Here is a 25,178-nt window from a genome sequence, read left to right as displayed (position 1 = left end):
CGGTGGTGCGGACGGGCCGGGGCGGACGCGGGCGTCGGCGGGGCAGGACACGGGACCTCCTGGTCTGCACGGATACGACGAAGTACTGAACGGAGACGGAACGGGGGCGGAGGCGGGTTCAGAGCTCGACCAGGACCTTGCCCCGGCCGACGCTCGTGTTCTGGTAGAGGCTCTGGTAGGCGTCGGGGATGTTCTCGAAGCCCTGGTGGAGCGTGTGGCCGCAGCGCACCTCTCCCCGTCGGATCAGGCCGCCCAGTTCGTTGTGGAGCGCTCGCCAGTTCTCCTCGGTGAACCACTCCAGCGAGAAGATCCCCCGCACATGGGCGCGCGGGAACATGATGTACGGCAGCAGCCGGGGCCCGACGGCCTCACGGCCCACCTGGGTGGCCCACTGCCAGCAGACGGCGACCTGGCTGCCCACGTTCAGCATGGAGAAGACGGCGTCGGTGACGGTGCCGCCCAGGTTGTCGAAGTACTTGTCGACGCCGTCGGGCGCGGCCCACTGGAGGGCGTCCCGCACGGCCTCGGCGTCATCGCCGTGGCGGTAGACGACGACCGCGTCGAATCCCAGCTCGTCGAGGTAGTCCGCCTTCTCCGTCGACGAGGTGGTGCCGACCACCCGGGCGCCCGCGCGTTTGGCCAACTGGCCGACGAGCGAGCCGACCGATCCGGAGGCGCCGCTGACCACGACGGTGTCTCCCGGGCTGACGGACATGAACTTGGTCAGGGTGCCCCAGGCGGTCATCCCGGGGCCGCCCATGGCGCTGAGCGCGGTCGGGAGCGGCAGCACGTCGTCGTACCACTCCGGATCCAGACGGCGGAAGGCCGGGAAGACCATCGGGAACGTCCCGGTCTGCCAGGGAGTCGCCGCTCCGTTGCTGACGAGATGGGAGCGCCACCCGCCGAATCCCTGGACCAGGTCCCCGGGCCGGTGAGGCGCTTCCGGGCCCGCCTCCAGCACTTCCATGATCGAGTCGGCCCCCATGTGCGCGCCGAGCGGGGTGTCCAGCGCGATGCCCTGGAGGTAGGGGTCCACCGATACGTAGCGGGTCCGCAGGAGCATCTCGTCCGGGGCCAGCCTGGTATCCAGCTCCTCCTCGACCTGTCCGTAGATCCTGGCGATGTCGGGTACGCCCTCGACGTGCTCGCGGACCACCCATTTCCTGGCCTTCATCCCGTTCCCCTTCGCTCGACGAGGGCCGGACGGCCCTCCGTGACGGGCCGTGGCACCGGCCGGGGGCCCACCTCGATGACCCGGTGGGTCGGCGGCGGGCCGCAGTCGTCGACGGACGCGGTGAAGGCGCGCCCGTCGTCGCGGCAGATGAACTGCATGACGTGGCGGCCGGCCGCCGCCGCGCGGATCAGTCCGCCGGTGGTCGCCCAGACGCCGGACTGGTAGAAATTGCCCAGTCCCGGCAGGCCGGGGCCGTGCTTCTTGATGAGCGTCTCCAGCGTTTCCCCGCTCTCGACGAAGGGCTGCCAGCCGAGCACCGTGCCGTCGTAGTTGCCGGTGTAGCGGACCTGGGTGAGGGGACTGGACACGTCCCGTACGGCGATCGCGTCCGAGATCCCCGGGTGCTGCTGCTCCAGGAAGGCCACGAGCGTCTCGCGGGCCCGGCGTTTGGCCGCGTAGTAGCCCTTGCCGTGGCGGACCGGAAGGGTGTGCAGTTCCTGGCCGCCCCGTTTGCGGGTCGCCTGCTCCGGGCCTTCGTCCAGGGCGCGCCAGGGGGCGATGTCACAGAAGTACGTGACGTAGGCGACGCTCGTCCCGGCCGGGGACAGTTCGGGGTAGTGCCGGTTGCGGAACTGGACGTTGACGCTGGGGTGCCGGATGCCGGTGAGTTCCGCCGCCTCCTTCTCGTCGAGCAGATAGGTGGTGCAGGGGTCGGCGTCGGGGAATTCGCGGCGCAGGCCGAGGAAGAGGGTGAAGTAGCCGGGGAACACCATGCCGGGCTGCTCGATGGTGTGGGTGTAGAGGCGGTGGTAGTCCTCGTTGAGGTAGCGGCCCTTCAGCAGGTCCATCATCGTGGTGCGGCCGTCGCAGGCCGAGACGATGATGTCGGCGCGCAGTTCGCGTCCGTCGCTGAGCCGCACCCCGACCGCTCGGTCGTCCTCGACCAGTACCTCCTCGACCTTGGCGTTGTACGTCACCTCGCCGCCGAGCCGCCGGTAGCGCCGCTCGATCGACTCGGCCAGTCCCAGCGAACCCCCTTCGGGGACGCCCGCGGAGAGGTTGGCGTGTGAGGCGAGCTGGAAGTGGAACGGCAGTACGGGGAAGGCCGGATGCTTCTCGTACAGGATGAAGTTGAACGCCTCGCGCAGCAGGGGGTCCTTGAAGCGCGCCGAGTAGTCGGTCATGAGGACGCTGATGGATTTGCGGACGACGTTGAAGTACGGGATGAAGGAGGCCAGCATGCGCCAGCGCTCCATCGTGGGCATCAGTCCGACGGGCCTGAGGAACGGATAGACGGCGAGGCAGCGCCGGAAGGCCCGCAGTTGCTTGCAGAAGTCCCTGATCAGGGATGAGTCCGCGGGTGAGAGTGCGGTGAGGTGGGCCTGGAGCCGGTCCGGGTCGGAGTAGAAGTACACCGCCCGGCCGCACGTGCCGCGCACGACGTTGAACACGTCGAAGTGCCGGATCTCCTTGCCCTGGAGCGCGCCGAGCTCCAGCCAGATCTGGTGCATCTCGTTGCCGGGGCCGCTGCCCAGCAGCCAGCTGACGCAGGGGTCCAGCCGGAAGTCGCCGCGGTCCCACGCCGTGCAGCAGCCGCCGGGCAGCTCGTGCATCTCCAGGACATGGGTCCGGTAGCCGTTCATCCGCGCGTAGCAGCCGGTGGAAAGACCGCCCAGCCCTGCGCCGATGATGATCATCGACTGTCGTTCGGAACGCGGCACGATCCTGCTCTCCTCGGTGTTCATGTCCGGGTGTCACCACGCATGGACCATTTGTCGAGCTGGGGCAGCCGCCCCAGCTTTCCGGGATGCCAGGGCTCGGAACCCCGGCTCTCGGATGCGGTGAACCCGACTCCCAGTTCGTCGCAGAGGTACTGGACGACGAAGCGTCCGGTGGACGCGGCCCGGATCAGTCCGCCCATGCCGACCCATTGCCCGGCCATCGAGAATCCGCTCAGGCCGGGCAGGCGCATGCGGTCCTTGCCGACCAGCTTGGCCGAGATGTCGTCGGCCTCGGAGAACGCCTTCCAGGCCAGGATGGAGCCGTCGTGGTTGCCGGTGTAGCGCCGGGTCGTGGCCGGTGATGCGACGTCGACCAGCTCGATACGGTCGCCCATCCCCGGCATGGTGCGTTCCAGGAACTCCTCGACGAACCGGGCCACCTGTTGCTTCTTCGCGCGGTAGGCCTTGCGGTCCGCGGAGCGCAACGCCTTCCAGTACCCGAAGTCGCTGAAGTAGGTGCAGTGGATCACCGACTTTCCGGGCGGGGCGAAGCCGTCGGAGTAGTCGGAGCGCATCTGGACGACGACGCTGTTCTGCAGGCCGCCGGGCAGTCGCCCGGCGTCCTCGGGCGGGAGCAGGTAGGTGGTGCTGTGGGCCCGGTCTCCGTCCAGTTCGCCCTTGATCCCGACGAAGGCGGAAACCACTGCGGGGAACAGGGATCCGGGCCGGTCCAGCAGTTCGTCGTACAGCTTGTCGATCCGGGGGCCGGTGAACCGGCCCTCCAGCAGTCCGTGGATCGTGGTGTGGCCGTCGCAGGCGGAGACGACGTGGTCGGCGTAGTAGCGCCGGCCGTTGCGCAGCTCGATCCCGATGGCGCGGCCGTCCTCGACGAGGATGCGTTCGACGCGTGCCCGGTAGCTGATCTGGCCGCCGAGTGAGGTGTAGCGGTCCTCGATGGACCGGGCAAGGCCCAGCGAACCCCCTTGGGGAAAACCGGCGTTCTGGTGGTGGGCGCCCGCCATGTTGAACAGGTACGGCAGAAGCGGGAAGCCTTCCGGGTCCTGGAAGAAGATGTTGCGGAACGCCCGGCGCAGCAGCGGGTCCTGGAACCGGTCGGCGAAGGTGTGCATCGGTGTCGCCGCCGTACGCCAGAACAGCCGGAACGCGGGCAGGACGGTCCGCAGCAGCGCCGCCCGCTCCCGTACGGTGCGCAGCGCGGGGGCGGTGAGGAAGGGGTACAGCTCGATACGGGTGAAGCGCCGCAGGTCCCGGCAGAAGGTGCGGATCAGCCGGGCGTCGGCGGGTGAGAGCTCCAGCAGGTGGCGTTCCAGCCGGTCCGGGTCGTTGTAGAACGTCACGGAGCGGCCGGTCTCGTCGACGACCCGGTTGAACATCTCGAAGTTGGTGATCGTCTTGCCGTCGAGCGCTCCCAGTTCGCGCCACACCTGGTTGGCCTCGTTGCCCTCGGCCGTGCCGATCAGCCACTCGATGCAGTAGTCGAAGATGTAGCCCTCGCGCGACCAGGCGGTGCAGCAGCCACCGGGCAGTACGTGCTTCTCGAAGATGCGGGAGCGCATCCCGTTCATCTGCGCGTAGCACCCGGTGGACATGCCCGCGACGCCCGCGCCGATCACGATGACCCGGGGCCTTCCGTCCGCCGCGCGTTCCCGGGTGCTCCACTCGTCTTCCGCGTCAGCGGGCATCCGCGCCGCCCTCCCGGAAGATGTCGCGCACCAGCTCGGCGTTGCGGGCCACGTGCTTGGGGTCGAGCATGTCCGCGTGCACGCCGGAGCCGCGCAGCACTGCTGTGGCCGTGGTGGAGCTGCCGTGCCAGGTGCCGCTCGCGTCCGCCGCGTAGAGCGCCGTCTTCTCCTGGTCGGTGATCACGCTGACCGTCGCGGACACCGTTCCCAGGTTCGGGGTGTGCCCGCAGAAGGCCACGTATTCGGCGGCCTGGTCCATGGTTTCGCGGGCCACGGCGTCCGATCCCGTGTGCTTGCGCAGGTGCTCGGAGAGTTCCGCCTCGAAGAACTCGAGGTGCTCCGGTCCGGGTACGTACGCTTCGACGATGCGGTGCGAGTCCAGCACGACCACATGCGCGACCTCGCGTCCCCTGCCTTCGAGCTCCTTGGCCACCTCGAACGCGAGGTTGCCGCCGAGCGAGTAGCCGAGGAGGAGGCACCGGCCCCGGGGCTGGTCGGCCTCGACCAGGTCGGCGTAGCGGGCGACCTTGTCCGGGCCGGGTACGTAGTTGAACGCGATCAGCCGGTGCTCCGGCATTCTGGCGGAGAACTCCCGGTAGACGAGACCGTGGCCACCGGCTGGCGGGAAGCAGAAGACGGTCCGCTCCTGGTCACTGTTGAAGCCGAGGTAGGGCAGGTCGTCGAAGACCGAACCGGTGGCGATGCGCTCCAGCGACGCGGCCATCCCGTGCAGGGTGGTCACCCGGTAGAGCAGGCTGACGGGAATGCCGACGCCGTACTCCTTGCGCAGCCGGTGGATCAGTTCGATCAGCTTGATGGAGCTGCCGCCGACCTCGAAGAACTCGTGGGTCAGACCGACCCTTTCCAGGCCGAGCAGTTCCTTCCAGTGCCGGGCCATGCTCACCTCGAAGGGTGTGCGCGGCTTCTCCTCGGGCTCGTCGTCCAGATCGAACCGGGGCATCGGCAGGGCGGTCGGGTCGACCTTGCCGTTGGCGGTCAGCGGCAGCTGCGACACGGTGACGAAGTGCGCCGGAACCATGTACCCGGGGAGCTGGTCCGCGAGGTGCCGCCGCAGCGCGCGCCGGTCCGGGGCCGCTCCGTCGACCGGTACGCAGTAGGCGACGAGCACGTCCTCTCCCCGGGCGTCGGGGCGCACGGTGACGACCGCGCGGGCCAGTTCGGGCCGTTGCGCGAGATGTGCCTCGATCTCACCGAGCTCGATCCGGTGCCCCCGGAGCTTGATCTGGTCGTCGGCGCGGCCGAGCAGGTGGATCCGGCCGTCCGCGTCCCAGCGCGCCGCGTCACCGCTGCGGTAGAGGCGTACGGGGCCGGCGCCCGGCTCCCGGCTCAGGGCACGGGTGACGAAGCGGCTGTCGGTCAGTTCGGGGTCGCCCGCGTATCCGAGGGCCACTCCCTCGCCGCCGATCCACAGCTCGCCCGGGACGCCGGGCGGGACCGGCTCACCGTGCCGGTCGAGCACATGAAGGGTGGTGTTGCCCAGCGGCCGTCCGATCGGCACCATCCGCCCGGACTCCAGGTCGTCGGCGGGCCCTTCGAAGCAGGCGCTGTCGATGGTCGCCTCGGTGACCCCGTACGAGTTGATCAGGCGGGTACCCGGACCGCACAGCTCCTGGAGCCTGCGGTACTCCCCCACCTTCCACACGTCGGAACCGACGACCAGCAGGCGCATGAAGTCCAGGCGCAGCGAACGGCGTTCGCAGTGCTCCATGAGGCCGCGCACGACGGCGGGCACGAACTCCGCGCAGTCGACGCGCTCCTCGCGCATCGTGGCGTACAGGCGCTCGGTGTCGAAGAGCAGGTCCCGGTCGACGAGCACCAGGTTGCCGCCCGAGCACAGCGCGCGCACCACGTCACCGGTGAAGACGTCGAACGACGGGGCGGCCATCTGGAGGTGGACGCGGACATCGCGGTCCAGCCGGTACTCCTGGAGCCAGGCTCCGTAGGCCGAGGCGAGGTTGCCGTGGCTGACCCGCACGGCCTTGGGGAGGCCGGTCGAACCGGAGGTGTGGATGACGTACGCCGGTGAGTCCGGGTCCACCGGGGTGGCGGAAGGGCCCGGCTCGCCCGCCGGGGCGGCTTCGTGCAGCTCCCGCAGGGTGAGCGTCCGGGCCGGCAGCTCCGCCAGGCGGTCGCGGCCCGCGTCGTCCGCGGTGAGCACCAGGGCCGCGCCCGCGGTCCGCACCGCGTGGGCGACCCGGTCGGCCGGGTGGTCGGCCGGGACCGGGAGGTAGGCACCGCCGGCCTTGAGGACGGCGAGGAGCTCGACGAGGAGATCGGGCGACTTGTCGAGGCAGAGCGCCACGACCGACCCTGTGCCTACCCCGAGCCCGCGCAACCGCCGGGCGGACTCCTCGGCCCGGCGGTCCAGTTCCGCGTACGTCATCCGGCGGGCGGCCCCTCGGGGCGCCGGAACCGTGATGGCCACGGCATCGGGGCGGCGGGCGGCTGTCTCGCCGATCAGCTGGTGCACGGGACGGAAGCCGTCCGCCCCGTCCTCCCGCGCGGCGGGCAGAGCGAGGTGCGCGGCGCCGCTCCACTCACCGATCAGCCGTTCACGCTCCCCGGCGTCCAGCATCTCCAGCCGGGAGGTCGGCCGGTCCGCCGGAGCCCCGGTCATGCTGTCGACCAGCGCGGTGAAGTGCCGCGCCATCCGCCGCATGGTCTCGGGTACGAAGAGGTCGGTGTTGTACTTCAGGACGCAGTGGAATCGGTGATCCGCCTCGTCCTCGTAGACGGACAGGGTCACATCGAACTGGCCTTCTTCCTCGGGCAGTTCGATGTACTCGAGCCGGTAGCCGTACTTCTCGGTGGCGACCTTGTGGGTGAGCAGGATGAACATGGCCTGGAACACCGCGGAGCGGCTGGGATCGTGCTGGAGTCCCAGTTTGTCGACCAGCAGGACGAACGGGTACTCCTGGTTGTCCAGGCCGCCCAGCACGGTCGTCCGGACCTGCTGCAGCAGCTGGCCGACGGAGGGATCGCCGGACAGGTCGGCGTGGAGCGGCAGCGGGTTGACGAAGTAGCCGTAGACGGAGGCGAATTCCTGCTCGGTGCGGCCCGTCACGGGGCTGCCGACAATCACCTGGTCCTGGCCCGAGTAGCGCTGGAGCAGCACGTAGTAGGCACTGAGCAGCACCATGAAGGGGGTCACATCGTGCTCACGGGCCAGGGTGTGCACCCGGGCGGTGAGCGCGGCGTCCAGGACGAAGAACTCCGAGGCGCCGTTGTGTGTCTGCACGGCGGGACGGGGCTTGTCGACGGGCAGTTCCAGGGTGGGGACCTCGGCCGGCAGATGCGTGCGCCAGTAGTCGAACATGCGCGGTGCGGCGGGTCCGGCCAGGAAGCGGTTCTGCGCGTTGAGGAAGTCCAGGTAGCGGGCGGTGACCGGGGGCAGCGAGGGCGCCTGGCCCTGGCGCAGCCCTTCGTACACCGCGAGGAGTTCCTCGATGAAGGTGAAGGTGGAGATCGCGTCGGAGACGATGTGGTGCACCGCCTTCATGATCACCCAGCGGTCCTCACCGCGCTTGAAGAGCCGGAAGCGGAACAGTGGATCGCGTTCCAGGTCGTACGGCTTGCGGTACTCGGCGACGATGGTGCGGTGGATGTCCTCCCATTCCTGGCCCTGGACGTCGAAGAGCGCGACGTCCGCGTTCGCCTCGCGCGAGACCTGCTGGAGCGGAACGCCGTCGACCGTGAGGAAGTTGGTCCGCAGCGCGGGGTGCCGTGCCACCATGCAGCGCACGGCTTCGAACATGAGGTCGGGGTCGAGGGCGACCCTGACTTCGACGGCGCCTCCGATGTTGTAGGCGTAGCCCTCGGGGTTGAGCTGCCTGAGGAACCACAGGGCCTTCTGGTTCTGCGTCAGCGGGTGCCGGAACTCGTCCTCGAACACCTCGACGGCTTCCTGGTCGGCTCCCCCGGCCTGATGTGCGACCAGCTCGGCGAGTGCATCGTAGAGCTGGGTGATCAGCTCGGCCACGGGCGTGCCGCTCAGCAGGGCCACCACGGGCGGGGCGACGCCGAGCTCGGAGCTGAGCCGGGCGCGCAGCTCCATCGCCAGGAGCGAGTCCAGACCCAGGGCGTTGAGTCCGGCCAGCGGGTCGATCCGTTCGGGGCTGGTCCGCAGCACGGACGCGGTCAGCTCGATGAACCGTCCGGTCACCAGGGTCACGCGCGCGGCCGGGTCGGCGTGGCGGAAGGCGTCGAGGACGCCCTCGCCGGGGCCGCCGGATGTCCCGGCCGGGGCCGCCGCGGCAAGCTCGGAGACCAGCGCGGGCGGTGCCGCGTACCAGGCCAGGAAGACCGGCCAGTCGACGACCGTGGCGACGAGCAGCTGGGCACGGTCCTGGCCGATGACGCGTTCCAGTACGGCCATGCCGACGTCCGGTGCGAGCGAGCTCATCCCGCGGTTGTGGAGGTAGTGGTCGACGAGCCCCAGCTCCTCGATCATGCCGGTGGCCCACGGCCCCCAGTCCACGCTCAGCCCCGGCAGACCAAGAGTCCGGCGGTGCTGGGCCAGCGCGTCCAGGAAGGCGTTGCCCGCGGCGTAGTTGGTCTGGCCCGCCGTGGTCAGCAGTGAGGCGATGGAGGCGAACAGGACGAAGTGGTCCAGCGGTTCGTCCCGCAGATGGCGGTGGAGCAGGTACGCGCCGACGGCCTTGGGGTCGTGGGCTGCCGCGAAGGTCCCGCGGTCCATGTCCTCGACGAGGGTGTCGCGGACCTGCCCGGCCAGGTGGAACACCCCGCGCACCGGGAGCGGATCGGTGCGGCGGTGGGCGTCGAGCCAGGTGGTGAACGAGGTTTCGTCGGTGATGTCGAGCGGTGCCAGGACGACCCGCGCTCCGAGTGCCTCCAGCTCCTTGACGAAGGCGGTGGCGCGGCCCGCGGCGCTGTCCGGTTCCAGGTCCCGCCAGGCGGAGCGCTCGGGCAGCGCGGTGCGCCCGATCAGGATCAGGCTGCGTGCCCCACGCTGTACGAGCGTGCGGCAGAGCAGTCGCCCGAGCGCGCCGAAGGCACCGGTGACCAGGTAGTTCCCATCGGTGCGCAGGCTCAGGGGCAGGGGACGGGTGAGCTGCTCCGCCTGCCGGATGCGGCTGGTGAGGCGCGCCTCACCGCGCAGGGCGATTTCCTCTTCGTCAGCGGTGAGCAGTTCCCGGAGCAGCGCACCGGCCTCGGCCGCTCGGCCCTCGTCGCCCCGCGGGGCGGTACCCAGGTCGATCAGCTTGCCGGGGTGGGAGAGCAGTTCCTGGTGGCGGAGCACCCGCCCCACCCCCCAGGCGGGCGCGCCCAGCGGTTCGACGGTGTCGCCGGGTCCGGTGTTCTGCGTGCCGCGGGTCACGATGTGCAGCCGTCCGGTCGCTTCGCGGCGCAGCAGGGTGCGGGCGAGCGCGATCAGCGAGTAGGCCCCGTTGCCGTTGTGGCGTACGAGGTCCCGCGGGGCGGCCTCGGCGAGCCGGGGCAGGTCGAGGCTCCACAGGTGCACCAGGGTGCCGACGGGGCCATGCGTGCGGCTCGTGCTGTCCGGGCCGCCGCTGGTCGTGCCGAGTTCGGTGAAGAGCCGCTCCCAGTCCGTGTCGGCCCCGGGATCGATGGTGAACGCTTCGCCGTCGTCGCTTCTTCTGTAGGTGTCCCCCGGACGCACCAGGTGGCAGCGCTCGCCGCGTGCGGTGAGCAGGTCCTTCAGGGCATCGGCGACGCCCTGGCGGTCGGCGAACAGCAGCCAGGGACCGCCGGTCGGCGAGGGGAGGCCGGTGTCCTCGGCGGAGGGGCTGTCGGTCCACACGGTCTCGGCCAGCCAGGCGTCGATCGTGCCGAGGCCGACCGTCGTGGACGCCTTCTCCACGTCGGCGGCGCGGAAGCCGTGGATGCCGCCGAGGGGCTCGCCGTCATCGGCGTAGAGCTCGATGTCGCCGACGAGTTCGTCCCCGTTGTCGCGGGTCACCTGTGCGTGTACCCAGATCGGCCGGTCGCCGACCGGGGCGAGGCGCATTTCGTCGATGGACAGGGGCAGCCGGATTCCGGTGTTCTGCTGTTCCGGTCCGCCCGTGCTCCGCGTTTTGGGCAGCTGGGTGGCCAGCAGGGACTGGAAGCAGGCGTCGAGGAGTACCGGATGGATGTGGTGTCCGGCCGCGTCGTCACCGATCGCGGCGGGCGGCCGGAGCCGGGCGAGGACTTCTCCGTGGCCGATCCACACCTCTTCGATGGCCCGGAACGCCGGGCCGTAGTGGTAGCCCAGCTCGGCGAGGGCCGCGTAGCAGTCCGCGCCGTCGAGCTGCCGCTGGGTGCGCGCCCGGAGCGCCGCGGTGTCGGCGCGGGGTCCGGCCGGGCGTGGCTGACCGGAGCGTACGACGCCGCTGGCGTGCACCGCCCGGCCGCTCTCGTCCGCTCCGGCGGACGCGATGGTGAAGGCCGCGTTCTGCGAGGAGAGGCTCAGGCGTACGTCCCGGTCCTCGCCGTCGGGCAGGAACAGCGCCTTGCGGAACTCGATGTCCGTCAGCACGGCGTGGGTGCCGCCGGTCAGGGAGCGGACCGCCTGCGTGGCCATTTCCAGGTAGCCCGCCGCCGGGAAGACCACGGTGGACTGGATGCGGTGGTCGTCGAGGTACGGCAGCCGTTCGGTGTCCAGGGTGGCGTGCCAGGTCGGCTCGGTGTCCTGGGTGCGGCGGCCCAGCAGCGGGTGGTCGATGTGGCCGAGGCGGACCTCGGCGACGGGTGCGGGCTCCGTCCAGTAGCGGTCGCGCCGCCAGGGGTAGCGGGGCAGGACGACGGGGCTGCCCGCCGGGTACAGGGTGCGCCAGTCGATGGAGACACCGAGGTTGTGGAGTTCGGCGAGCGAGGTGGCGAAGCGCCCGGCTTCGTCCTCCTGGCGGCGGATCGACGGGAAGGTCCGGACGGCGGTGGCCCGGTCTTCGAGGCACTCGCGGATGGAATGGCCCAGCACCGGGTGCGGGCCGATCTCCAGGAAGAGCCCGAATCCGTCGTCGGCGAGCTGCTCGACGGCCGAACGGAACCGGACGCGGTCACGGACGTTCTTCCACCAGTAGTGCCCGTCGAGCTCGGTGCCGTGTGCGGTTCCCTCCTGCCCGGTCAGGTACAGCGGGACCGTCGCCGGCCGAGGGTTCAGCCCCTCCAGCGAGGCCAGCAGCTCGTCCTTGATCGCCTCCATTCCGGCGCTGTGGTACGGGACCTGCACGGTGAGGAACTTGGCGAAGACCTGCTCGGCCTGGAGCTGGCCCGCCAGCTCGGCGAGCGCGTCCCGGTCACCGGCCAGGGTGACCGCCGAGGGGCTGTTGACGGCGGCCACCGACACCCGGTCCCCGAAGGGGGCGACCCTGGCCTGGGCCTCCTCCTCGGGCAGGCTCACGGCGAGCATGGTGCCGGTGCCGGTCAGCTTCTGCTGGAGCCGGCTGCGGTGAATCACCACCTTCACCGCGTCCTCCAGGGTGTACACGCCCGCTTCGTAGAAGGCGGCGACCTCCCCGGTGCTGTGGCCGACGATGGCGTCGGGCCGTACCCCGTAGTGGCGCCACATCGCCGCGAGGCCGATCTGCACAGCGAAGTTGGCGGTCTGCGCGAGCCAGGTTTCGGCCATCCGCGATTCCGCTTCGTCGGCCCGCATCTCCTCGATCAGGGACCAGCCCGCGATCGCCCGGATGGCACGGTCGCAGCGGGTGATGGCCTCGCGGAAGACGGGGTCGCCGTCGAGCAACTGGCGGCCCATTCCCCACCACTGTGGGCCCATTCCGGTGAAGACCCAGGCCAGGCCGCGCTGTTCGGTCTCCAGCTGTTTTCCGTGGACGAGGCCGGGGTGCGGTTCGCCCTGGACGTGGGCGGCGAGGGCTTCGTCGAGTCCGGCTCGCGAGGAGTACACCACCGAGAGCCGCGATTCCAGGTGCTGGCGCCGGTGGGCCAGGGTGTGTCCGAGGTCGGACAGCGCGACCGCGGGGCCGTCGGCGCCCGCCAGTTCACGGCGGATGCCCTCCGCCAGCTCGGGCAGCGCTTCCGGAGCCCGAGCCGTCAACGGCAGGATGTTCCAAGCCCGTTCGTCGGGCTCGGGCCGTGCCACGGCCCGGTCCGGCGCCTGCTCCAGTACGACATGGGCGTTGGTTCCGCCGAAGCCGAACGAGTTCACTCCGGCCCGTGCCGGTCCTTCGTGCGTGGGCCAGACAGTCGGCTCGGTCGGGATACGGAACGGGGAGGATTCCTGGTCGATGGCGGTGTTGAGCCGTTCCAGGTTGATGTGCGGCGGGATCATGCGGTGCTTGAGGCAGAGCACGGTCTTGATCAGTCCGGCGATGCCTGCCGCCGACTCGGTGTGCCCGATGTTCGTCTTGACCGAGCCCACATAGCAGGGCGCGCCGGGACGGCGGCCGACGGACAGGGCCCGGCTCAGCGCGTTCGCCTCGATCGGGTCGCCAACCGGGGTGGAGGTGCCGTGGGCCTCGACGTACTGGAGGTCGCCGGGGGTGATTCCGGCCTCGCCGCAGACACGTCGGATGAGGGAGACCTGGGCGTCCGCGTTGGGCACCGTGATGCCGTTGGTGCGGCCGTCCTGGTTGACGCCCGCGCCGAGGATCACCGCGTGGATCGGGTCGCCGTCGCGCAGGGCGTCGTCCAGCCGCTTGAGTGCGACCAGCCCGACGCCTTCGGCCCGGACGTAGCCGTTGGCCCCGGCGTCGAAGGCGCGCGAGCGCCCGTCGGCCGAGAGGAATCCGCCCTTCGTCTCGGCGATGGTGTACTGCGGGGCCATGTGCAGCAGGACGCCACCGGCCAGCGCGAGGTCGGTCTCCCGCTTGTTGAGGCTCTGGCAGGCCAGGTGCACCGCCACCAGCGAGGAGCTGCACGCCGTATCGATCGACAGGCTCGGGCCACGGAAGTCGAAGCAGTACGAGAGACGGTTCGAGACCATCGTCATCATCGTGCCGGTGGCGGTGTGCGCGGCGAGCGACGAGAAGCCCAGGTCGGAGAACTGGAGGATCTTGTAGTCCAGTGTGAACGCACCGACGAATACGGCGGTGTTGCTGCCGGCGAGCTCCGCGGGCCGCTGGCCACCGTCCTCCAGCGCCTCCCAGGCCACTTCGAGCAGCTTCCGCTGCTGCGGGTCCATGTGGTCGGCCTCACGCGGGCTGATCCCGAAGAAGGCCGGGTCGAACTCGTCGAACCCGTCGATGTATCCACCGCGGCCACCGACCAGGCGTCCAGGTTTGTCCTTGTGTCTGCTGCCGAGGCTGCCGACGTCGTAGCGGTCGGCAGGCGTCGGCGTGATGCAGTCCTTTCCCGCCATGAGGTTCTGCCAGTAGGAGCGATGGTCCGACGCGCCGCCGGGCAGTCGGCACCCCATACCGATGATCGCTACCTTGTCGCTCACAGAGGCGCTGTTCATGTCGGGCAAGGTCGTACTCCTAGGTCGTGGCGCCGCGGCACGGCGTGGAAAAGCAAGTTCAGGCGGGACCGGTTCCGGGCGCCTTCGCACGGCGCATGGGGTGGAGAAGGCTGGAAACGATCTCCCCGGTGGACGGGAAGGACGCGGGGTCACCGAGGCCGACCGCGACCGGTTCACGGCCGGGCCGCCAGGTGTAACTGCCGAAGAGGTGGTCCCAGATCGACAGGTCCGAGCCGTAGTGGCCCGCCTCGGACAGGTCGGTGCTGTGGTGCAGCCGGTGCTGCTCCGGACTGGCGAGCAGGTGGTTGAGCGAACCAATGCGCACTTCGATGTTGGCGTGGACGAAATAGCCCTGGGCGGCCACGAAGAGGCCTACGACCAACACCGACTCACGGGAGAACCCGGCCAACGAGAGCGCCAGTTGGACGGCGCCCTGCGCGAGAACGATGTCGAGGACATGATTGACGCCATTGTTCGCGACGTTGACCTTCTCCGGCACGTGGTGCACGCCATGCAGCCGCCAGAGCACGGCGTTGGTGTGCCCCAGCCTGTGCACCAGGTAGCTGGCCAGGGAACCGGTCAGCAGCGCTGCCGGAATTTCCGCCCACAGATTGAGCACCGGCTCGCGCGGCGCGATTCTCGCGACCATCGCGGTGACGAGATACTGGGCGACCGCGCTGGCCGCCATCGTCAGCAGGAAGTAGGCACCGTACCAACGCCATTCGCGGATGTCCGGATGCCAGGACCGCTGGTGCGGGATCAGGCGTTCGAGAGCGGTGAGGTAGACGATGACGCCGATCAGGAAGAGCGGGCTCACGCGGCCGGGATCCCAGTCGAGTTGAAGCGCGGCGGCACCCACGAAGACCGTACTCACCAGGAGGAACGGGTACGCCGACACGCGCAGGACCGCGCGCGTGGAGAATGCCGAAGTATCCTGACCCCGAGCCCGACCGGAACTCACCTCCGGGCCACCGCCGGGCAGCGGTTCGCGACTTTCCACTCTCAGCACCTTTTCGGAAGGAACCAGCACGGGGCAGCACGCACAAGGGCGCGCGGGCCATGCGCGAGAATCTGATTGATTACCTGCGAACGCACGCGACCGGACGAATGTTCGCCACCTGTCACGCGCGGAGAATGGGACTCAAGTGCGAAAGGAGCCTCTCTATGGGCTCCGCGGGCCTGGGCGTTGCCACCGGGGTCCGCCCTAGTAATTTTTCCCTGATGAGCTGACTCAACCGTCGAATTCAAGCCGCGTGACGGTGCATTGCGACGGGCGCGACAAAATCAAGAGCGCCCCCCAAGCCACCCCAAAATGCCACGCATATTAATTACTTTTCATATCGGCGACTTCATTCGGCGAGGTGCCGGAATTCACCCGGCCCGGCATGCGCGCTCAACTGCCTGACCCTCAGAGCCCCTTGAAGCGGCGACGCCCGCGCACGCACCACCCCGGCACACCCTCACCCCGATGACCACCGCGCGCTCACCTCCGACGGTGATCACGGATGTCCGGTAGTCGACCCCGGCCACCTGATCAGGCAGGGCCGAATAGTCCATTGCCTGGTGAATTCCCCGTAGTTGTCATCCGAGTGCGGTCAACTCCCTTGATCTGTAAGCCCGAAGAAGACCGCGACCGCACGCATCTCCCCACCGGGCCGCCGGGCCGACCGCGACACCATGCGCTCACGTGTCCAGATCTGGTTGGCGATGGCCCGTTCGATGCCCTTGACCGTCACCCGGTCAGCGGTTGCGGCGCACTCACGGACCTCGCCGCACAGCGGCGCATCGATGGTATGGACATGACCAATTGCCCTGACTAGTCTTTTAGTTGGTCTAGACCTAGTGAGGGTGGGGCACCCCTTCCCTCACTCGTCTCGCAGCGCCCCCACACCTCCCTCAGGAGCGAAGCATGCGCAGAAGGATCACCTCATTCGTCCTGGGTCTCGGAATGGCCGGAGCCTCCCTGCTCGCCACCACCGGCAGCGCCCAGGCACACGGCTACACCGACGCCCCCATCAGCCGTCAGCAGCTCTGCGGCATCGGCACCGTGCGCAACTGCGGCCAGATCCAGTGGGAGCCGCCGAGCGTCGAAGGGCCGAAGGGATTCCCCGCCCGTGGCCCGGTCGACGGCACCATCTGCGCCGGTGGCATCGGCCGGTTCTCCGAGCTCGACGACCCGCGCGGCGGCGCCTGGCCCGCGACGCGGGTCACCGCCGGACAGAGCTACACCTTCCGCTGGCAGATCGAGGCCCGGCACGCCACGACCGACTTCCGCTACTACATCACCAAGGACGGCTACGACCCCACGAAGCCGCTGACCAGGGCCGACCTGGATCCGCAGCCGTTCTTGACCGTGCCCTTCGGCGGCCGTCTGCCGGGGTCCACCGTGTCCCACGCCGGGGTGCTGCCCCAGAAGTCGGGCAAGCACCTGATCCTCGGCGTCTGGACGATCTCGGACACCGGCAACGCGTTCTACGCCTGCTCGGACGTCACCTTCTGAGTCCGGCTCGCACCAGGTCCTGTTGCCCGGGGCGGCCCCCGCCCCGGGCAACAGGCCGCCGGCGCCTGGAACCCGGGCCCCGAACAGCCCGGCCCCGTCCCTCTCTCATTGCGCCTGCGCGTCTTCCGCTTCCGCACCGTCGAGCCGTCGCGGCCCCGGCTGTACCGTGACGAGCGCGATGCCGCCGCAGCACACCGTGAGCAGCAGCAGCTCCGCGGCGGAGGGCGCGGGTGCGGAGCCGAGCACCCCGTCACCGAGACGCACCGTGAAGGGGACCGCCAGCTGCACAGCCGCCGTGAAGACCGGCCCGCGCAGCAGGATGAGCCGGTGCTGCACGAGGTAGGCGGGCGCGTACACGGCTCCGCCCAGCAGCACGATCCCGCCGGTCGCGGCGGGCGTCGGGGGGTGTGAGACCAGCGCGGGCAGGGCCATCGGCAGCAGCAGACAGGTGGCGGCCGCGAGCAGGACGGGCAGCACGGTGAGCGGCGGCAGACGCGACATCCGCTTCCGGTACAGGAAGCCGTACACCGCGAACGCCACGGTCGCCCCCGCGACCAGCAGCAGACCGGTCCCGTCCGCGTCCCCTGCCTCGGCGCCGAGCGCCGCGTACCCGACGGCCGCCGCGCAGGCGAGCACCGCGCCGGCCACGCCGCGGGCCCCGGTGCGTTCGCCGAAGAACAGGGCGCCGACCGCCACGGTGGCGCACGGCAGCAACGCCACGACGATGTTGGCCAGCGAGGTCCCGATCCGGGAGATGGCGAGGAGCGTCCCTGCCGCGTATCCGGCGAAACCGAGCAGGCCCAGCAGCCATACGGTGCCCGGCCGGGCGGCGGCCCGGCGCAGTGCCACCCGCCCGTCCGCGCGGGTGGCCGCGACGGCGGTGAGCACGGCGCAGCACACGGCCGTGCGGCCCACGGCGACGATGAGCGGGTCGGTCCCGGTGACCAGGGCGCCGGACAGCAGCCAGGTGCCGGACAGCAGGAGTACGAGGACGGCCGGCATCGCGTGGCCCCTTCCGTGGATGGCGGCGGTGCGGGCGGCACGAGCCCTCCCGGGCGTCGTCCACGGCCCAGCAGGAGGGAGGCACGGAACGCCCGGCCGGTGGTGGCCGCGCTCGCCCCTCCCCGTGGCCGCTGTCCCGCAGCGGCCGACTATAGCGGCGTCGGCCGGATCCGTCGGCGGGGATCCGGCAACAGTCCTAAGGGGCGAGGTGGAGGTGGGTCAGGTCGTGCGGGACCGGCCCGTCGTGGCGGAAGAGCGGCGCGCTCTCGCCGTCGGCCGCCGCGGCGGGTGCGTCCGTGAGGCGCAGGCGGGTGCGCAGGCGACCGTAGAAGTCGTGCGGACCGAGCCGGACGATCCGCAGGCGGCGCGGTGCCGCGTACACCCCGAGCCAGTCCCCGGCGTCCAGCACGCCGCGCAGTTGGCCGTCGATGGTCACCGCGGCCTGGCCGGAGTGCGGCAGGACCCGTACGGCGATCGGTTCGTCGGCCGCGGCGACCACGGTGCGGTCGAAGGTCATGTGCGCCGCGACGGGGGTGAAGAGGACCGCGTCCATGCGTGGTGAGACCACCGGGCCGCCGGCGGCGAAGCTGTACGCGGTCGAGCCGGTGGGCGTCGCCATGATGACGGCGTCGGCGGAGTACGCGGCGAGGAGCCGGCCGCCGATGTAGACGCCGAGGCTCACCTGCCGGTCCCGGGCGAGCTTCTCCACGACGATGTCGTTGAGGGCGGTGACGTCCAGTGCCACTCCCCAGCCCTCCGCCGCGGCCTCCGCGTCCGGGGCGACCTGCGGCGGGGGCAGCATCGGTCGCCGCCCGTAGCCCATCAGGGCGTCGATGTCCGGGGGCACTTCGAGCACCCGGGAGGCCCGCATGGTCAGGGTCATGCGCTCCTCGAACTCCGCCCGGCCCCGGTGGACGGCGTCGAGCGCCCGCACCACGTCACCGGATGGCACCTCGGTCAGGAAGCCGACACGGCCCAGGTCGATCCCGAGCACGGCGCCGTCGTTCTTCGCGGCGATCCTGGCGCCGCGCAGGAACGTGCCGTCGCCGCCGAGTGTCACGATCAGATCGGGGTTCCCGGCGACGTCGGCCTCCTCGCGCCCGCCGCGCCTGTGTCCGTCCCCCCTCCACACGTCGATGTCCGTGCAGGGGATCGCTTCGCGGGCGCACCAGTCGCGTACGACACCGGCGGTGATGACGGCCTCGGGGCGGCCCTGATGTACGACGATTCCGACGCGTTGGACGCCCATCCCGCCACTGCTCCCCGTGTTCCGACGACGCCCCCTGCGTCCCACTGTGGGCATGGCCGGGCGGGTCCGCCCGTCGCCGGGGCGGCGCTGCGCCCGGTCGGGCGACGGACAGGGACGGGCGCGGCCCGCCGGTGGAGGATCTCCACCGGCGGGCCGGACACCGCGCGGAACACGCCCCGGTCAGGGCTGGGCGTCCTCCGGAATGCTGACCAGCCAGCGGGTCTCGCGGCGGGGCCGCAGGTAGAACGCCCAGTAGAGCGTGGCGACCGCGGTGATGCCGCCGGTCCACAGCAGGTACTCGGCCTCCTGCTGGGTCAGGATGTACGCCAGCACGGCGATCAGCAGCACGGGCACGGCGGGCCAGAGCGGCATGCGCCAGGCCGGTGCCTCGCGGTGGGTGCCGCGGCGGCAGAGCAGGGCCGCGACGGCGACCAGCAGGTACATGGCGGTGACGGAGACGCCGGTGACGCCGTACAGGGTGTCGAGGTTGACGAAGCAGAGCGCCGCCCCGGGAACACCGACGAGCAGGGTCGCGACCCACGGCGAGCCGAACCGGCCGAGCCGGGCCAGGGCGTTGTTGACCGGTGCGGGCCATGCCTTGTCGCGGGCCGAGGCGAAGAGCACCCGGGAGTTCTGGATGACCATGACGATGCCCGCGTTGATGATCGCGAGGGCGACGCAGAGGCTGACGAAGGTGCCGACCGCCGAGTTGGACCAGGCGGCGACCATGGTGTTGAGGTCGCCTGAGGTCAGGGCCTCCAGGTCCGGGGCACCCAGGGTGATGGCGATGACCGGGATCAGGATGACGGCGCTGGAGATGGCGAGGGTGGCGAGCACGGTGCGGGCCACGTTGCGCCGCGGGTTCTCCAGCTCTTCGGAGAGGTAGACGGCGGTGGAGAAGCCCTGGGTGATGAAGAGCGCGATGGCCAGTCCGGAGATCACCATCATCGCGGTGACGGTGGAGTGGGAACCGCCGGTCGTGGCGACCGTGCCGTGCACCAGCGCCGATCCGCCGCGCTCGGTGTGGGCGAAGCCCAGCACGGCGACGACGCCCGCCGCGATCACTTCGAGGACCAGGAAGATTCCGGTGATCCACGCGTTGGCGCGCAGGTCCAGCAGGCCCGCGAGGGTGGCGAGCAGCATGACTCCGGCGCCTGCGATGGGGGCCGGTATGTGCACGAGGGGCGCCAGGTAGTCCGCCGTCCCCATGGAGATCACCGGGGGCACGATCATCACGACCAGCAGCGAGAGCACGAAGACGAGCCATCCGGCGAGCCGTCCCGCCATGGTCGACACCATGGCGTACTCACCGCCGGCGCTGGGAATGAGGGTGCCCAGTTCCGAGTAGCAGAAGGCGACCGCGACGCAGAGCAGCGAGCCGATGGCGATGGTCAGGGCGGTGTACGTACCGAGGCTGGAGAAGAGGTCCGGCACGACCACGAAGAGGGTCGAGGCGGGCGTCACGCAGGAGAGCGTGAGCAGCGTGCCGCCCACGACGCCGATGGAGCGCTTGAGCTTCTGGGGGGTGGGGCCGGTCGCCGGGGCGAGTGCCTGTGGTGCGCTGAGCGTGTCGGTCATCGTGCGGTTCCGATCAAAAGTGCGGTGTCTGAGCACGGGAGCGGTATCGCCTCCAGACGAGGACATGAAGTGTGGTTTCGTCGCTCCCAGCGCGCCATGCAATCCTGACGTCTTCCGCAGGTCAAGAGGTGTTCACCTACGGAATCCGTTGTTCCAGCAACCTTCTTCGACGATTTGACGTGAACTGGGTAGGAGGCGTCCGGAGATCGGCGGTGCGGGAACCGAAGGGGGGACGGACGGAAAATTTCGCCCGTGTCCAGCATCCGGCGCGCGGGCGGGGCCCATGGGTCGCGCATTCGCCGCCCCGGTGCCAGCCTGGATGCATGGCTTGGGCGTCGTGGACGACTTGTGGTGTGTTCTCCGGGCACGGTGGCGTGCTGACGGAGGAGGTCGGAGTCCTGTCCGGGGACCTGACGGTGCACACGACCTGGGCCGAGGACACGGCCCAGATCACGGTGCAGTACTCGGGGGCGATCGACTGGTTCACCATGGCGGGCAGCCCCGTGGCGTGCTGTTCGGAGGAGGACAGCCGCCGCCTGCACGAAGCCGCGGTGCGGGCGGTGCGGAACGGGGCGGCGGCCACCGTGCCGCTCCCGCCCCGCGCCGAACCGGAGCAGGCGGCGGGATCCGCCCCGGAGTGACCGGGGTCAGTAGGCGCCGTTGACGTTGTCGATGGAACCGTACCGGTCGGCGGCGTAGTTGCACGCCGCGGCGATGTTGGCGACGGGGTCGAAGCTGTCCGTCGATGTGCCGGGCACGTGGTAGGCGAGGAACGTCGGGTCGATGATCTGGAGCAGGCCCTTGGACGGGGTTCCGGCGGCGGCGTTGGAGTCCCAGTTGTTGACGGCGAGCGGGTTGCCGGAGGACTCGCGCATGATGTTGCGGTGGATTCCCTCGTAGCTGCCGGGGATGCTGTGCTCGGCCATGACGGCGAGCGATTCCTTGATCCAGCCGTCCAGATCGTCCGTGTAGGCCGCGGGCTGCGCGGCGGTCGCGGTGATGGCCTGCGGGGCCGGTGCCGCCGAGGCGGCCTGGGCACCGAGCAGCGGCAGCAGCAGCGCGGCCACTCCCGTGCCCATGCCTATGAAGCCCCTGGTCAGCGAGGTGGCGGTGCGTCGACGGCGCGTACCGGTGAAGGTCATGGTGGTTCCTCTCCGTCGCCTGCGAGGTGAGCTGTCGGGTTCGGGCTGGAGCTGCCCGGCCGCGCGAGAGCGCGGCTTCACCCCGAGCCGCCCGGTGTCCGGACCGGCGACGTACCTGGGTTCCCCGCTCCTGCCGTACACGAGTGGTCGGAATGGGCCGGACAGCGGCAGGATTCGGCGTTCCGCCCGGATTGAGGGAGACCGTAGGCGAGGGAAGCCGAAGCGGACAAGACCCTATTTTCCGCAGGTAGTTCGCATACAAGATCAAGAAGCCGAATTCCCCGTAACCCACCTCACACCGACCGGGCCCGGCCCTTGCGGGAAAAGGGTTCCGGAGCGCGCGGCACCGTCACCACGGGCAGGGTGTGACTCGCGCCACGGAATAACGAAAGAGGCATTCCGCATCCGGCTCCACGCACCTCCCCCGCAGGTCGGCGGACGTTGCCAACCCAGCTCCCCGCCGTTATGGTTTTCACGTCCTGTTGTCTCCGATAGAGGTGGACGTTGCGCATCTGAGGTCCGCGAACACCACGCCGTACGGCATCCCGCCGTACGCACGTCACGTTGCCGCAGTGCTTCCGCACTGCCCGTGACCTCGCGTGGATGCGACCTCGGTGCATGAGCCGTCCCTCGATCTCCAGGACCGCCGTACCTTTTCTCCGCCGCCCGGTCGCGTGGTGCTCGCATACGAATCCCCCCTTCATTGCGACCCGCGACTGCGAGGAAAACCATGGCGACACCCACCGCCCCCAGCGCCTCTCTCACCTGCTCGGCCCTGACCTTCCGCTGGCCGGACGGCACCACGGTCTTCGACGGGCTCTCGCTGAGCATCGGCCGCGGCCGGATCGGACTCGTCGGCAACAACGGTGCCGGCAAGTCCACTCTGCTGCGGCTGCTCACCGGGCAGCTGCGCCCGTCCGAAGGCTCGGTGACCATCGGCGGCAGCCTCGCGTACCTGCCGCAGAACATCACTCTCGACACCACCCTGCGGGTGGACGTCGCGCTCGGCATCGCGAAGCGGCGCGAGGCGCTGCGGGCCATCGAGTCCGGAGATGTCGACGAGAAGCACTTCGAGACGGTCGGCGACGACTGGGACGTCGAGGAAAGGGCCCTGGCGACCCTGGGCTCGCTCGGCCTCGGCAGCGTCGAACTCGACCGCACCGTGGGCGAGTTGTCCGGTGGGGAGACCGTGCTGCTGCGCCTGGCGGCGCTGCTGCTCGAACGGCCCGACATCCTGCTCCTGGACGAACCCACCAACAACCTGGACCTGTTCGCGCGCCAGAGGCTGTACGAGGCCGTCGACTCCTGGCACTCGGGCGTACTGGTCGTGGTCAGCCACGACCGCGAGCTGCTGGAGCGCGTGGACCGCATCGCCGAACTGCGCGCAGGATCGGTGAACTGGTACGGGGGCGGCTGGTCGGCGTACCAGGAGGCCGTGGCCACCGGGCAGGAGGCCGCCGGCCGGATGCTCCGCGCCGCCGAGGCGGACGTACGCCGCCAGAAGCGCGAACTGGAGGAGACCCGTACGAAGCTGGCCCGGCGTCAGCGCACCGGAAAGAAGGCCGAGATCGAGGGGGGCCTGCCGAAGATCCTGGCCGGCCGCCGCAAGCGGTCCGCCCAGGAGTCCGCGGGCAAGCTCCGCGGCGTCCACGAGGAGCGGCTCAGTGAGGCGCGCGAGCGGCGCGAGGAGGCCGCGGACGCGATCCGCGACGATGCCGAGATCCGGGTGAGCCTGCCGCACACCGCGGTGCCCGCCGGGCGCACCGTACTGACCGTGAGCGAACTGCGCCCCCGGTTCGGCCGCCTGCGCGACGGAAACCTCCAGGTGCACGGCCCCGAACGGGTCGCGCTCGTCGGCCGCAACGGCGCGGGGAAGACGACGCTGCTGCGCACGCTCACCGGCGAGCTGGCCCCGCTGTCCGGCGAGGCCAGGACCTACGTGCCGACGCGGTTCCTCCCGCAGCGGCTCGATGTGCTGGACCCGGAGCTGAGCGTGGCGGCGAACGCGGCCCGCATGGCTCCCGGGATCACCGACAACCACATCCGCGCCCAGCTCGCGCGCTTCCTCTTCCAGGGGAAACGCGCCGAGCAGCCGGCGGGCACCCTCTCGGGCGGCGAACGGTTCCGTGCCGCGCTGGCCGCGACGATGCTCGCCGCACCCGCCCCGCAGCTGCTGATGATGGACGAGCCGACCAACAATCTCGACCTCGCCAGTGTGCGGCAGCTGACCGGTGCGCTGGAGTCCTACGAGGGGGCGCTGCTGATCGCCAGTCACGACCTGCCGTTCCTCGAAGCGGTCGGCACCACCCGGTGGCTGCTGGCCGAGGAGGAGCTGCGGGAGATCACCGCCGAGGAGGTGGCCGAACTGCTCGCCGCGCCCGTGACCTCCGCGTAGGCGCGGGCAGGCAGGAACGCGGGAGGCGCGGGCCCCGTACGGACGCCGTACGGGGCCCGCGCCCCTGCCGGGTCAGAGCCGGTCGAGGATCTTGTTCATCTGCTCGATCTCGGCGGTCTGGGCCGTGACGACGGCTTCGGCGAGCTTCTTCGCTTCGGCGTTCCCGCCTTCCTTCTGCTCGTCCTCGGCCATGGTGACCGCGCCCTCGTGGTGACCGATCATGAGCTGGGCGAACTTCCTGTCGAAGTCCTTGCCCTTGGCGGCCTTGAGGTCGGCCATGTCCTTGTCGGACATCATTCCGGGCATGCCCGCGCCGTCCGAGCCATGGTCCATCCCGGGCATGTCACCCATCGAGGAGTCGGGCAGCGGCTTTCCCCAGGACGTCAGCCAGCCCTTCATCGTGTTGATCTCGGGGTCCTGGGCGTTCTCGATCGCGGCGGCCAGCTTCGTGATCTCGGCGTCGGCGGACCGGCCGTCGGCCAGCTTCGCCATCTCGATGGCCTGCTGGTGGTGCGGGATCATCTGCTGGGCGAACTCCACGTCCGCGTCGTTGAACGTACCGGCGGCGGCCGGGGCGGACGCCTTGGCCGAGCCGTGATCCATGCCCGGCATGGACGAGTCGTCCGAGGAGTCGTCGGAGGAACCGCAGGCCGTCAGCGCCAGGGCGAGTGCGGCGGCGGTCCCGGCCGCGGCGAGCGTACGACGGCGGCGGGCGGCGAAGGGCGGAACAACGGACATCACAGTTCTCTTTCCAGGTGGCTGCGCCACGTCCGTGGCGCGCGGAAGGGCAGGGTGATCCGGCCGGTTCGGCCCCAGGGGTCTGACACCCTGGGCCGTGAACCGGCGGTTTCCCGTCACGTCCGCGCGACGCACACCTGAAGCAGCAGCCCTCTCCCGCTGAACGGCGGTCCCCGCCGCCCCGGTCCCCGTACGGCGGTACGGCGCCCGGCGAGCACCACGGCGGCCGGCACCACCAGCCCGAGTGCCATCAGCAGGGGCAGCAACCGGTCCCGGGACTGGGTGAACACGCACGACTCGCCGCTGGTCCCGGGCGCCGCGGCGGCCACCCGCTCAGCCCCGTCCCCCTCGGCCATGGCGGCGTGGCCACCGGTCGCCGCCGCATCCGGCGCGGCGGCGGTCATCGCCCGCGCGTCGTGACAGCCCTCCACGGCACTGGCCGGTGCGCCGTGCATGAGGAACAGCCCCCACAGGACGGCGCACAGCACGAACAGCCGGGACGCTCCCGGTGCGCGTGTCCGTCCGCGGTCCACGGCTGCCTCGATCTCTGGGGTCGTACGAGCCCTGCGTTGC

Annotated in this window: 14 protein-coding genes and 1 riboswitch; of the genes, 3 read left to right on the top strand and 11 right to left on the bottom strand. The window is 70.4% G+C overall.

Annotated features, from left to right (window positions below):
• Positions 1 to 118: 118 nt before the first annotated feature.
• Genes ACFVWY_RS10770 through ACFVWY_RS10750 form a run of 5 tightly spaced genes read right to left on the bottom strand, consistent with a single transcriptional unit; the run spans position 119 to position 14,962 of the window.
• Complete coding sequence (locus ACFVWY_RS10770; RefSeq protein WP_389869595.1) at positions 119 to 1,174, bottom strand: MDR family NADP-dependent oxidoreductase; 1,056 nt, start codon at positions 1,172 to 1,174, stop codon at positions 119 to 121.
• The gene (locus ACFVWY_RS10765; protein ID WP_389869593.1) at positions 1,171 to 2,919 is read right to left on the bottom strand and encodes a phytoene desaturase family protein; all 1,749 of its coding nucleotides are present in this window, start codon (positions 2,917 to 2,919) and stop codon (positions 1,171 to 1,173) included. Before ACFVWY_RS10765 ends, ACFVWY_RS10770 begins: the two co-directional genes overlap by 4 nt.
• The gene (locus ACFVWY_RS10760) at positions 2,916 to 4,598 is read right to left on the bottom strand and encodes a phytoene desaturase family protein (RefSeq protein ID WP_389869591.1); all 1,683 of its coding nucleotides are present in this window, start codon (positions 4,596 to 4,598) and stop codon (positions 2,916 to 2,918) included. The genes ACFVWY_RS10765 and ACFVWY_RS10760 overlap by 4 nt, the downstream gene beginning before the upstream one ends.
• Positions 4,588 to 14,010 (bottom strand): amino acid adenylation domain-containing protein, encoded by a 9,423-nt coding sequence (locus ACFVWY_RS10755; RefSeq protein ID WP_389869588.1) that lies wholly within the window; start codon positions 14,008 to 14,010, stop codon positions 4,588 to 4,590. Before ACFVWY_RS10755 ends, ACFVWY_RS10760 begins: the two co-directional genes overlap by 11 nt.
• Positions 14,011 to 14,059: 49 nt before the next feature.
• Entirely contained in the window at positions 14,060 to 14,962 is a 903-nt protein-coding gene (locus ACFVWY_RS10750) for a sterol desaturase family protein (RefSeq protein ID WP_389869718.1), read from the bottom strand.
• A 948-nt stretch (positions 14,963 to 15,910) separates the two neighbouring features.
• On the opposite strand from ACFVWY_RS10750, the gene ACFVWY_RS10745 reads away from it, so the two are divergent.
• Positions 15,911 to 16,501, top strand: a complete 591-nt coding sequence (locus ACFVWY_RS10745) for a lytic polysaccharide monooxygenase (RefSeq protein WP_389869585.1) — start codon at positions 15,911 to 15,913, stop codon at positions 16,499 to 16,501.
• Between the two features lie 105 nt (positions 16,502 to 16,606).
• On the opposite strand, the gene ACFVWY_RS10740 is transcribed toward ACFVWY_RS10745, so the two are convergent.
• From ACFVWY_RS10740 to ACFVWY_RS10730, 3 genes are all read right to left on the bottom strand, one after another.
• On the bottom strand, positions 16,607 to 17,503 hold the full coding sequence (locus ACFVWY_RS10740; RefSeq protein ID WP_389869583.1) for a DMT family transporter: 897 nt from the start codon (positions 17,501 to 17,503) through the stop codon (positions 16,607 to 16,609).
• A 196-nt stretch (positions 17,504 to 17,699) separates the two neighbouring features.
• The gene (locus ACFVWY_RS10735) at positions 17,700 to 18,752 is read right to left on the bottom strand and encodes an NAD(+)/NADH kinase (RefSeq protein ID WP_389869580.1); all 1,053 of its coding nucleotides are present in this window, start codon (positions 18,750 to 18,752) and stop codon (positions 17,700 to 17,702) included.
• Between the two features lie 180 nt (positions 18,753 to 18,932).
• Positions 18,933 to 20,330: an APC family permease gene (locus tag ACFVWY_RS10730; RefSeq protein ID WP_389869577.1), complete on the bottom strand. Its 1,398-nt coding sequence runs from the start codon at positions 20,328 to 20,330 to the stop codon at positions 18,933 to 18,935.
• A gap of 323 nt (positions 20,331 to 20,653) precedes the next feature.
• Between ACFVWY_RS10730 and ACFVWY_RS10725 the strand changes: the two genes are divergently transcribed.
• On the top strand, positions 20,654 to 20,971 hold the full coding sequence (locus ACFVWY_RS10725; RefSeq protein ID WP_389869575.1) for a hypothetical protein: 318 nt from the start codon (positions 20,654 to 20,656) through the stop codon (positions 20,969 to 20,971).
• A gap of 6 nt (positions 20,972 to 20,977) precedes the next feature.
• Here ACFVWY_RS10725 and ACFVWY_RS10720 read toward each other — a convergent pair whose 3' ends face one another.
• Positions 20,978 to 21,409: a transglycosylase SLT domain-containing protein gene (locus ACFVWY_RS10720; protein ID WP_389869715.1), complete on the bottom strand. Its 432-nt coding sequence runs from the start codon at positions 21,407 to 21,409 to the stop codon at positions 20,978 to 20,980.
• Positions 21,410 to 21,475: 66 nt separating this feature from the next.
• Positions 21,476 to 21,641: riboswitch (cyclic di-AMP (ydaO/yuaA leader) on the bottom strand.
• Between the two features lie 561 nt (positions 21,642 to 22,202).
• Here ACFVWY_RS10720 and ACFVWY_RS10715 point away from each other — a divergent pair.
• Positions 22,203 to 23,867 carry an ABC-F family ATP-binding cassette domain-containing protein gene (locus ACFVWY_RS10715; RefSeq protein WP_389869573.1) on the top strand — a complete coding sequence of 555 codons (1,665 nt, stop codon included), beginning with the start codon at positions 22,203 to 22,205 and terminating at the stop codon, positions 23,865 to 23,867.
• A 72-nt stretch (positions 23,868 to 23,939) separates the two neighbouring features.
• Here the strand turns inward: ACFVWY_RS10715 and ACFVWY_RS10710 are convergent, their stop codons facing one another.
• Both ACFVWY_RS10710 and ACFVWY_RS10705 read right to left on the bottom strand, forming a co-directional pair.
• A complete protein-coding gene (locus ACFVWY_RS10710; RefSeq protein WP_389869570.1) occupies positions 23,940 to 24,605 on the bottom strand; it encodes a DUF305 domain-containing protein in 666 nt (221 codons plus the stop codon).
• A gap of 116 nt (positions 24,606 to 24,721) precedes the next feature.
• Entirely contained in the window at positions 24,722 to 25,138 is a 417-nt protein-coding gene (locus ACFVWY_RS10705; RefSeq protein ID WP_389869568.1) for a hypothetical protein, read from the bottom strand.
• Positions 25,139 to 25,178: the final 40 nt, after the last annotated feature.

The organism is Streptomyces sp. NPDC058195 (genome assembly GCF_042883525.1).
Lineage (GTDB): Bacteria > Actinomycetota > Actinomycetes > Streptomycetales > Streptomycetaceae > Streptomyces.
This window is presented reverse-complemented; position numbering and strand designations above follow the sequence as displayed.

What these genes read in the sequence shown, in the direction of transcription:
- ACFVWY_RS10770 (WP_389869595.1), bottom strand. Translation starts at nt 1,174, where the DNA reads ATGAAGGCCAGGAAATGGGTGGTCCGCGAGCACGTCGAGGGCGTACCC.
- ACFVWY_RS10765 (WP_389869593.1), bottom strand. Translation starts at nt 2,919, where the DNA reads ATGAACACCGAGGAGAGCAGGATCGTGCCGCGTTCCGAACGACAGTCG.
- ACFVWY_RS10760 (WP_389869591.1), bottom strand. Translation starts at nt 4,598, where the DNA reads ATGCCCGCTGACGCGGAAGACGAGTGGAGCACCCGGGAACGCGCGGCG.
- ACFVWY_RS10745 (WP_389869585.1), top strand. Translation starts at nt 15,911, where the DNA reads ATGCGCAGAAGGATCACCTCATTCGTCCTGGGTCTCGGAATGGCCGGA.
- ACFVWY_RS10740 (WP_389869583.1), bottom strand. Translation starts at nt 17,503, where the DNA reads ATGCCGGCCGTCCTCGTACTCCTGCTGTCCGGCACCTGGCTGCTGTCC.
- ACFVWY_RS10735 (WP_389869580.1), bottom strand. Translation starts at nt 18,752, where the DNA reads ATGGGCGTCCAACGCGTCGGAATCGTCGTACATCAGGGCCGCCCCGAG.
- ACFVWY_RS10730 (WP_389869577.1), bottom strand. Translation starts at nt 20,330, where the DNA reads ATGACCGACACGCTCAGCGCACCACAGGCACTCGCCCCGGCGACCGGC.
- ACFVWY_RS10725 (WP_389869575.1), top strand. Translation starts at nt 20,654, where the DNA reads ATGGCTTGGGCGTCGTGGACGACTTGTGGTGTGTTCTCCGGGCACGGT.
- ACFVWY_RS10720 (WP_389869715.1), bottom strand. Translation starts at nt 21,409, where the DNA reads ATGGGCACGGGAGTGGCCGCGCTGCTGCTGCCGCTGCTCGGTGCCCAG.
- ACFVWY_RS10715 (WP_389869573.1), top strand. Translation starts at nt 22,203, where the DNA reads ATGGCGACACCCACCGCCCCCAGCGCCTCTCTCACCTGCTCGGCCCTG.
- ACFVWY_RS10710 (WP_389869570.1), bottom strand. Translation starts at nt 24,605, where the DNA reads ATGTCCGTTGTTCCGCCCTTCGCCGCCCGCCGCCGTCGTACGCTCGCC.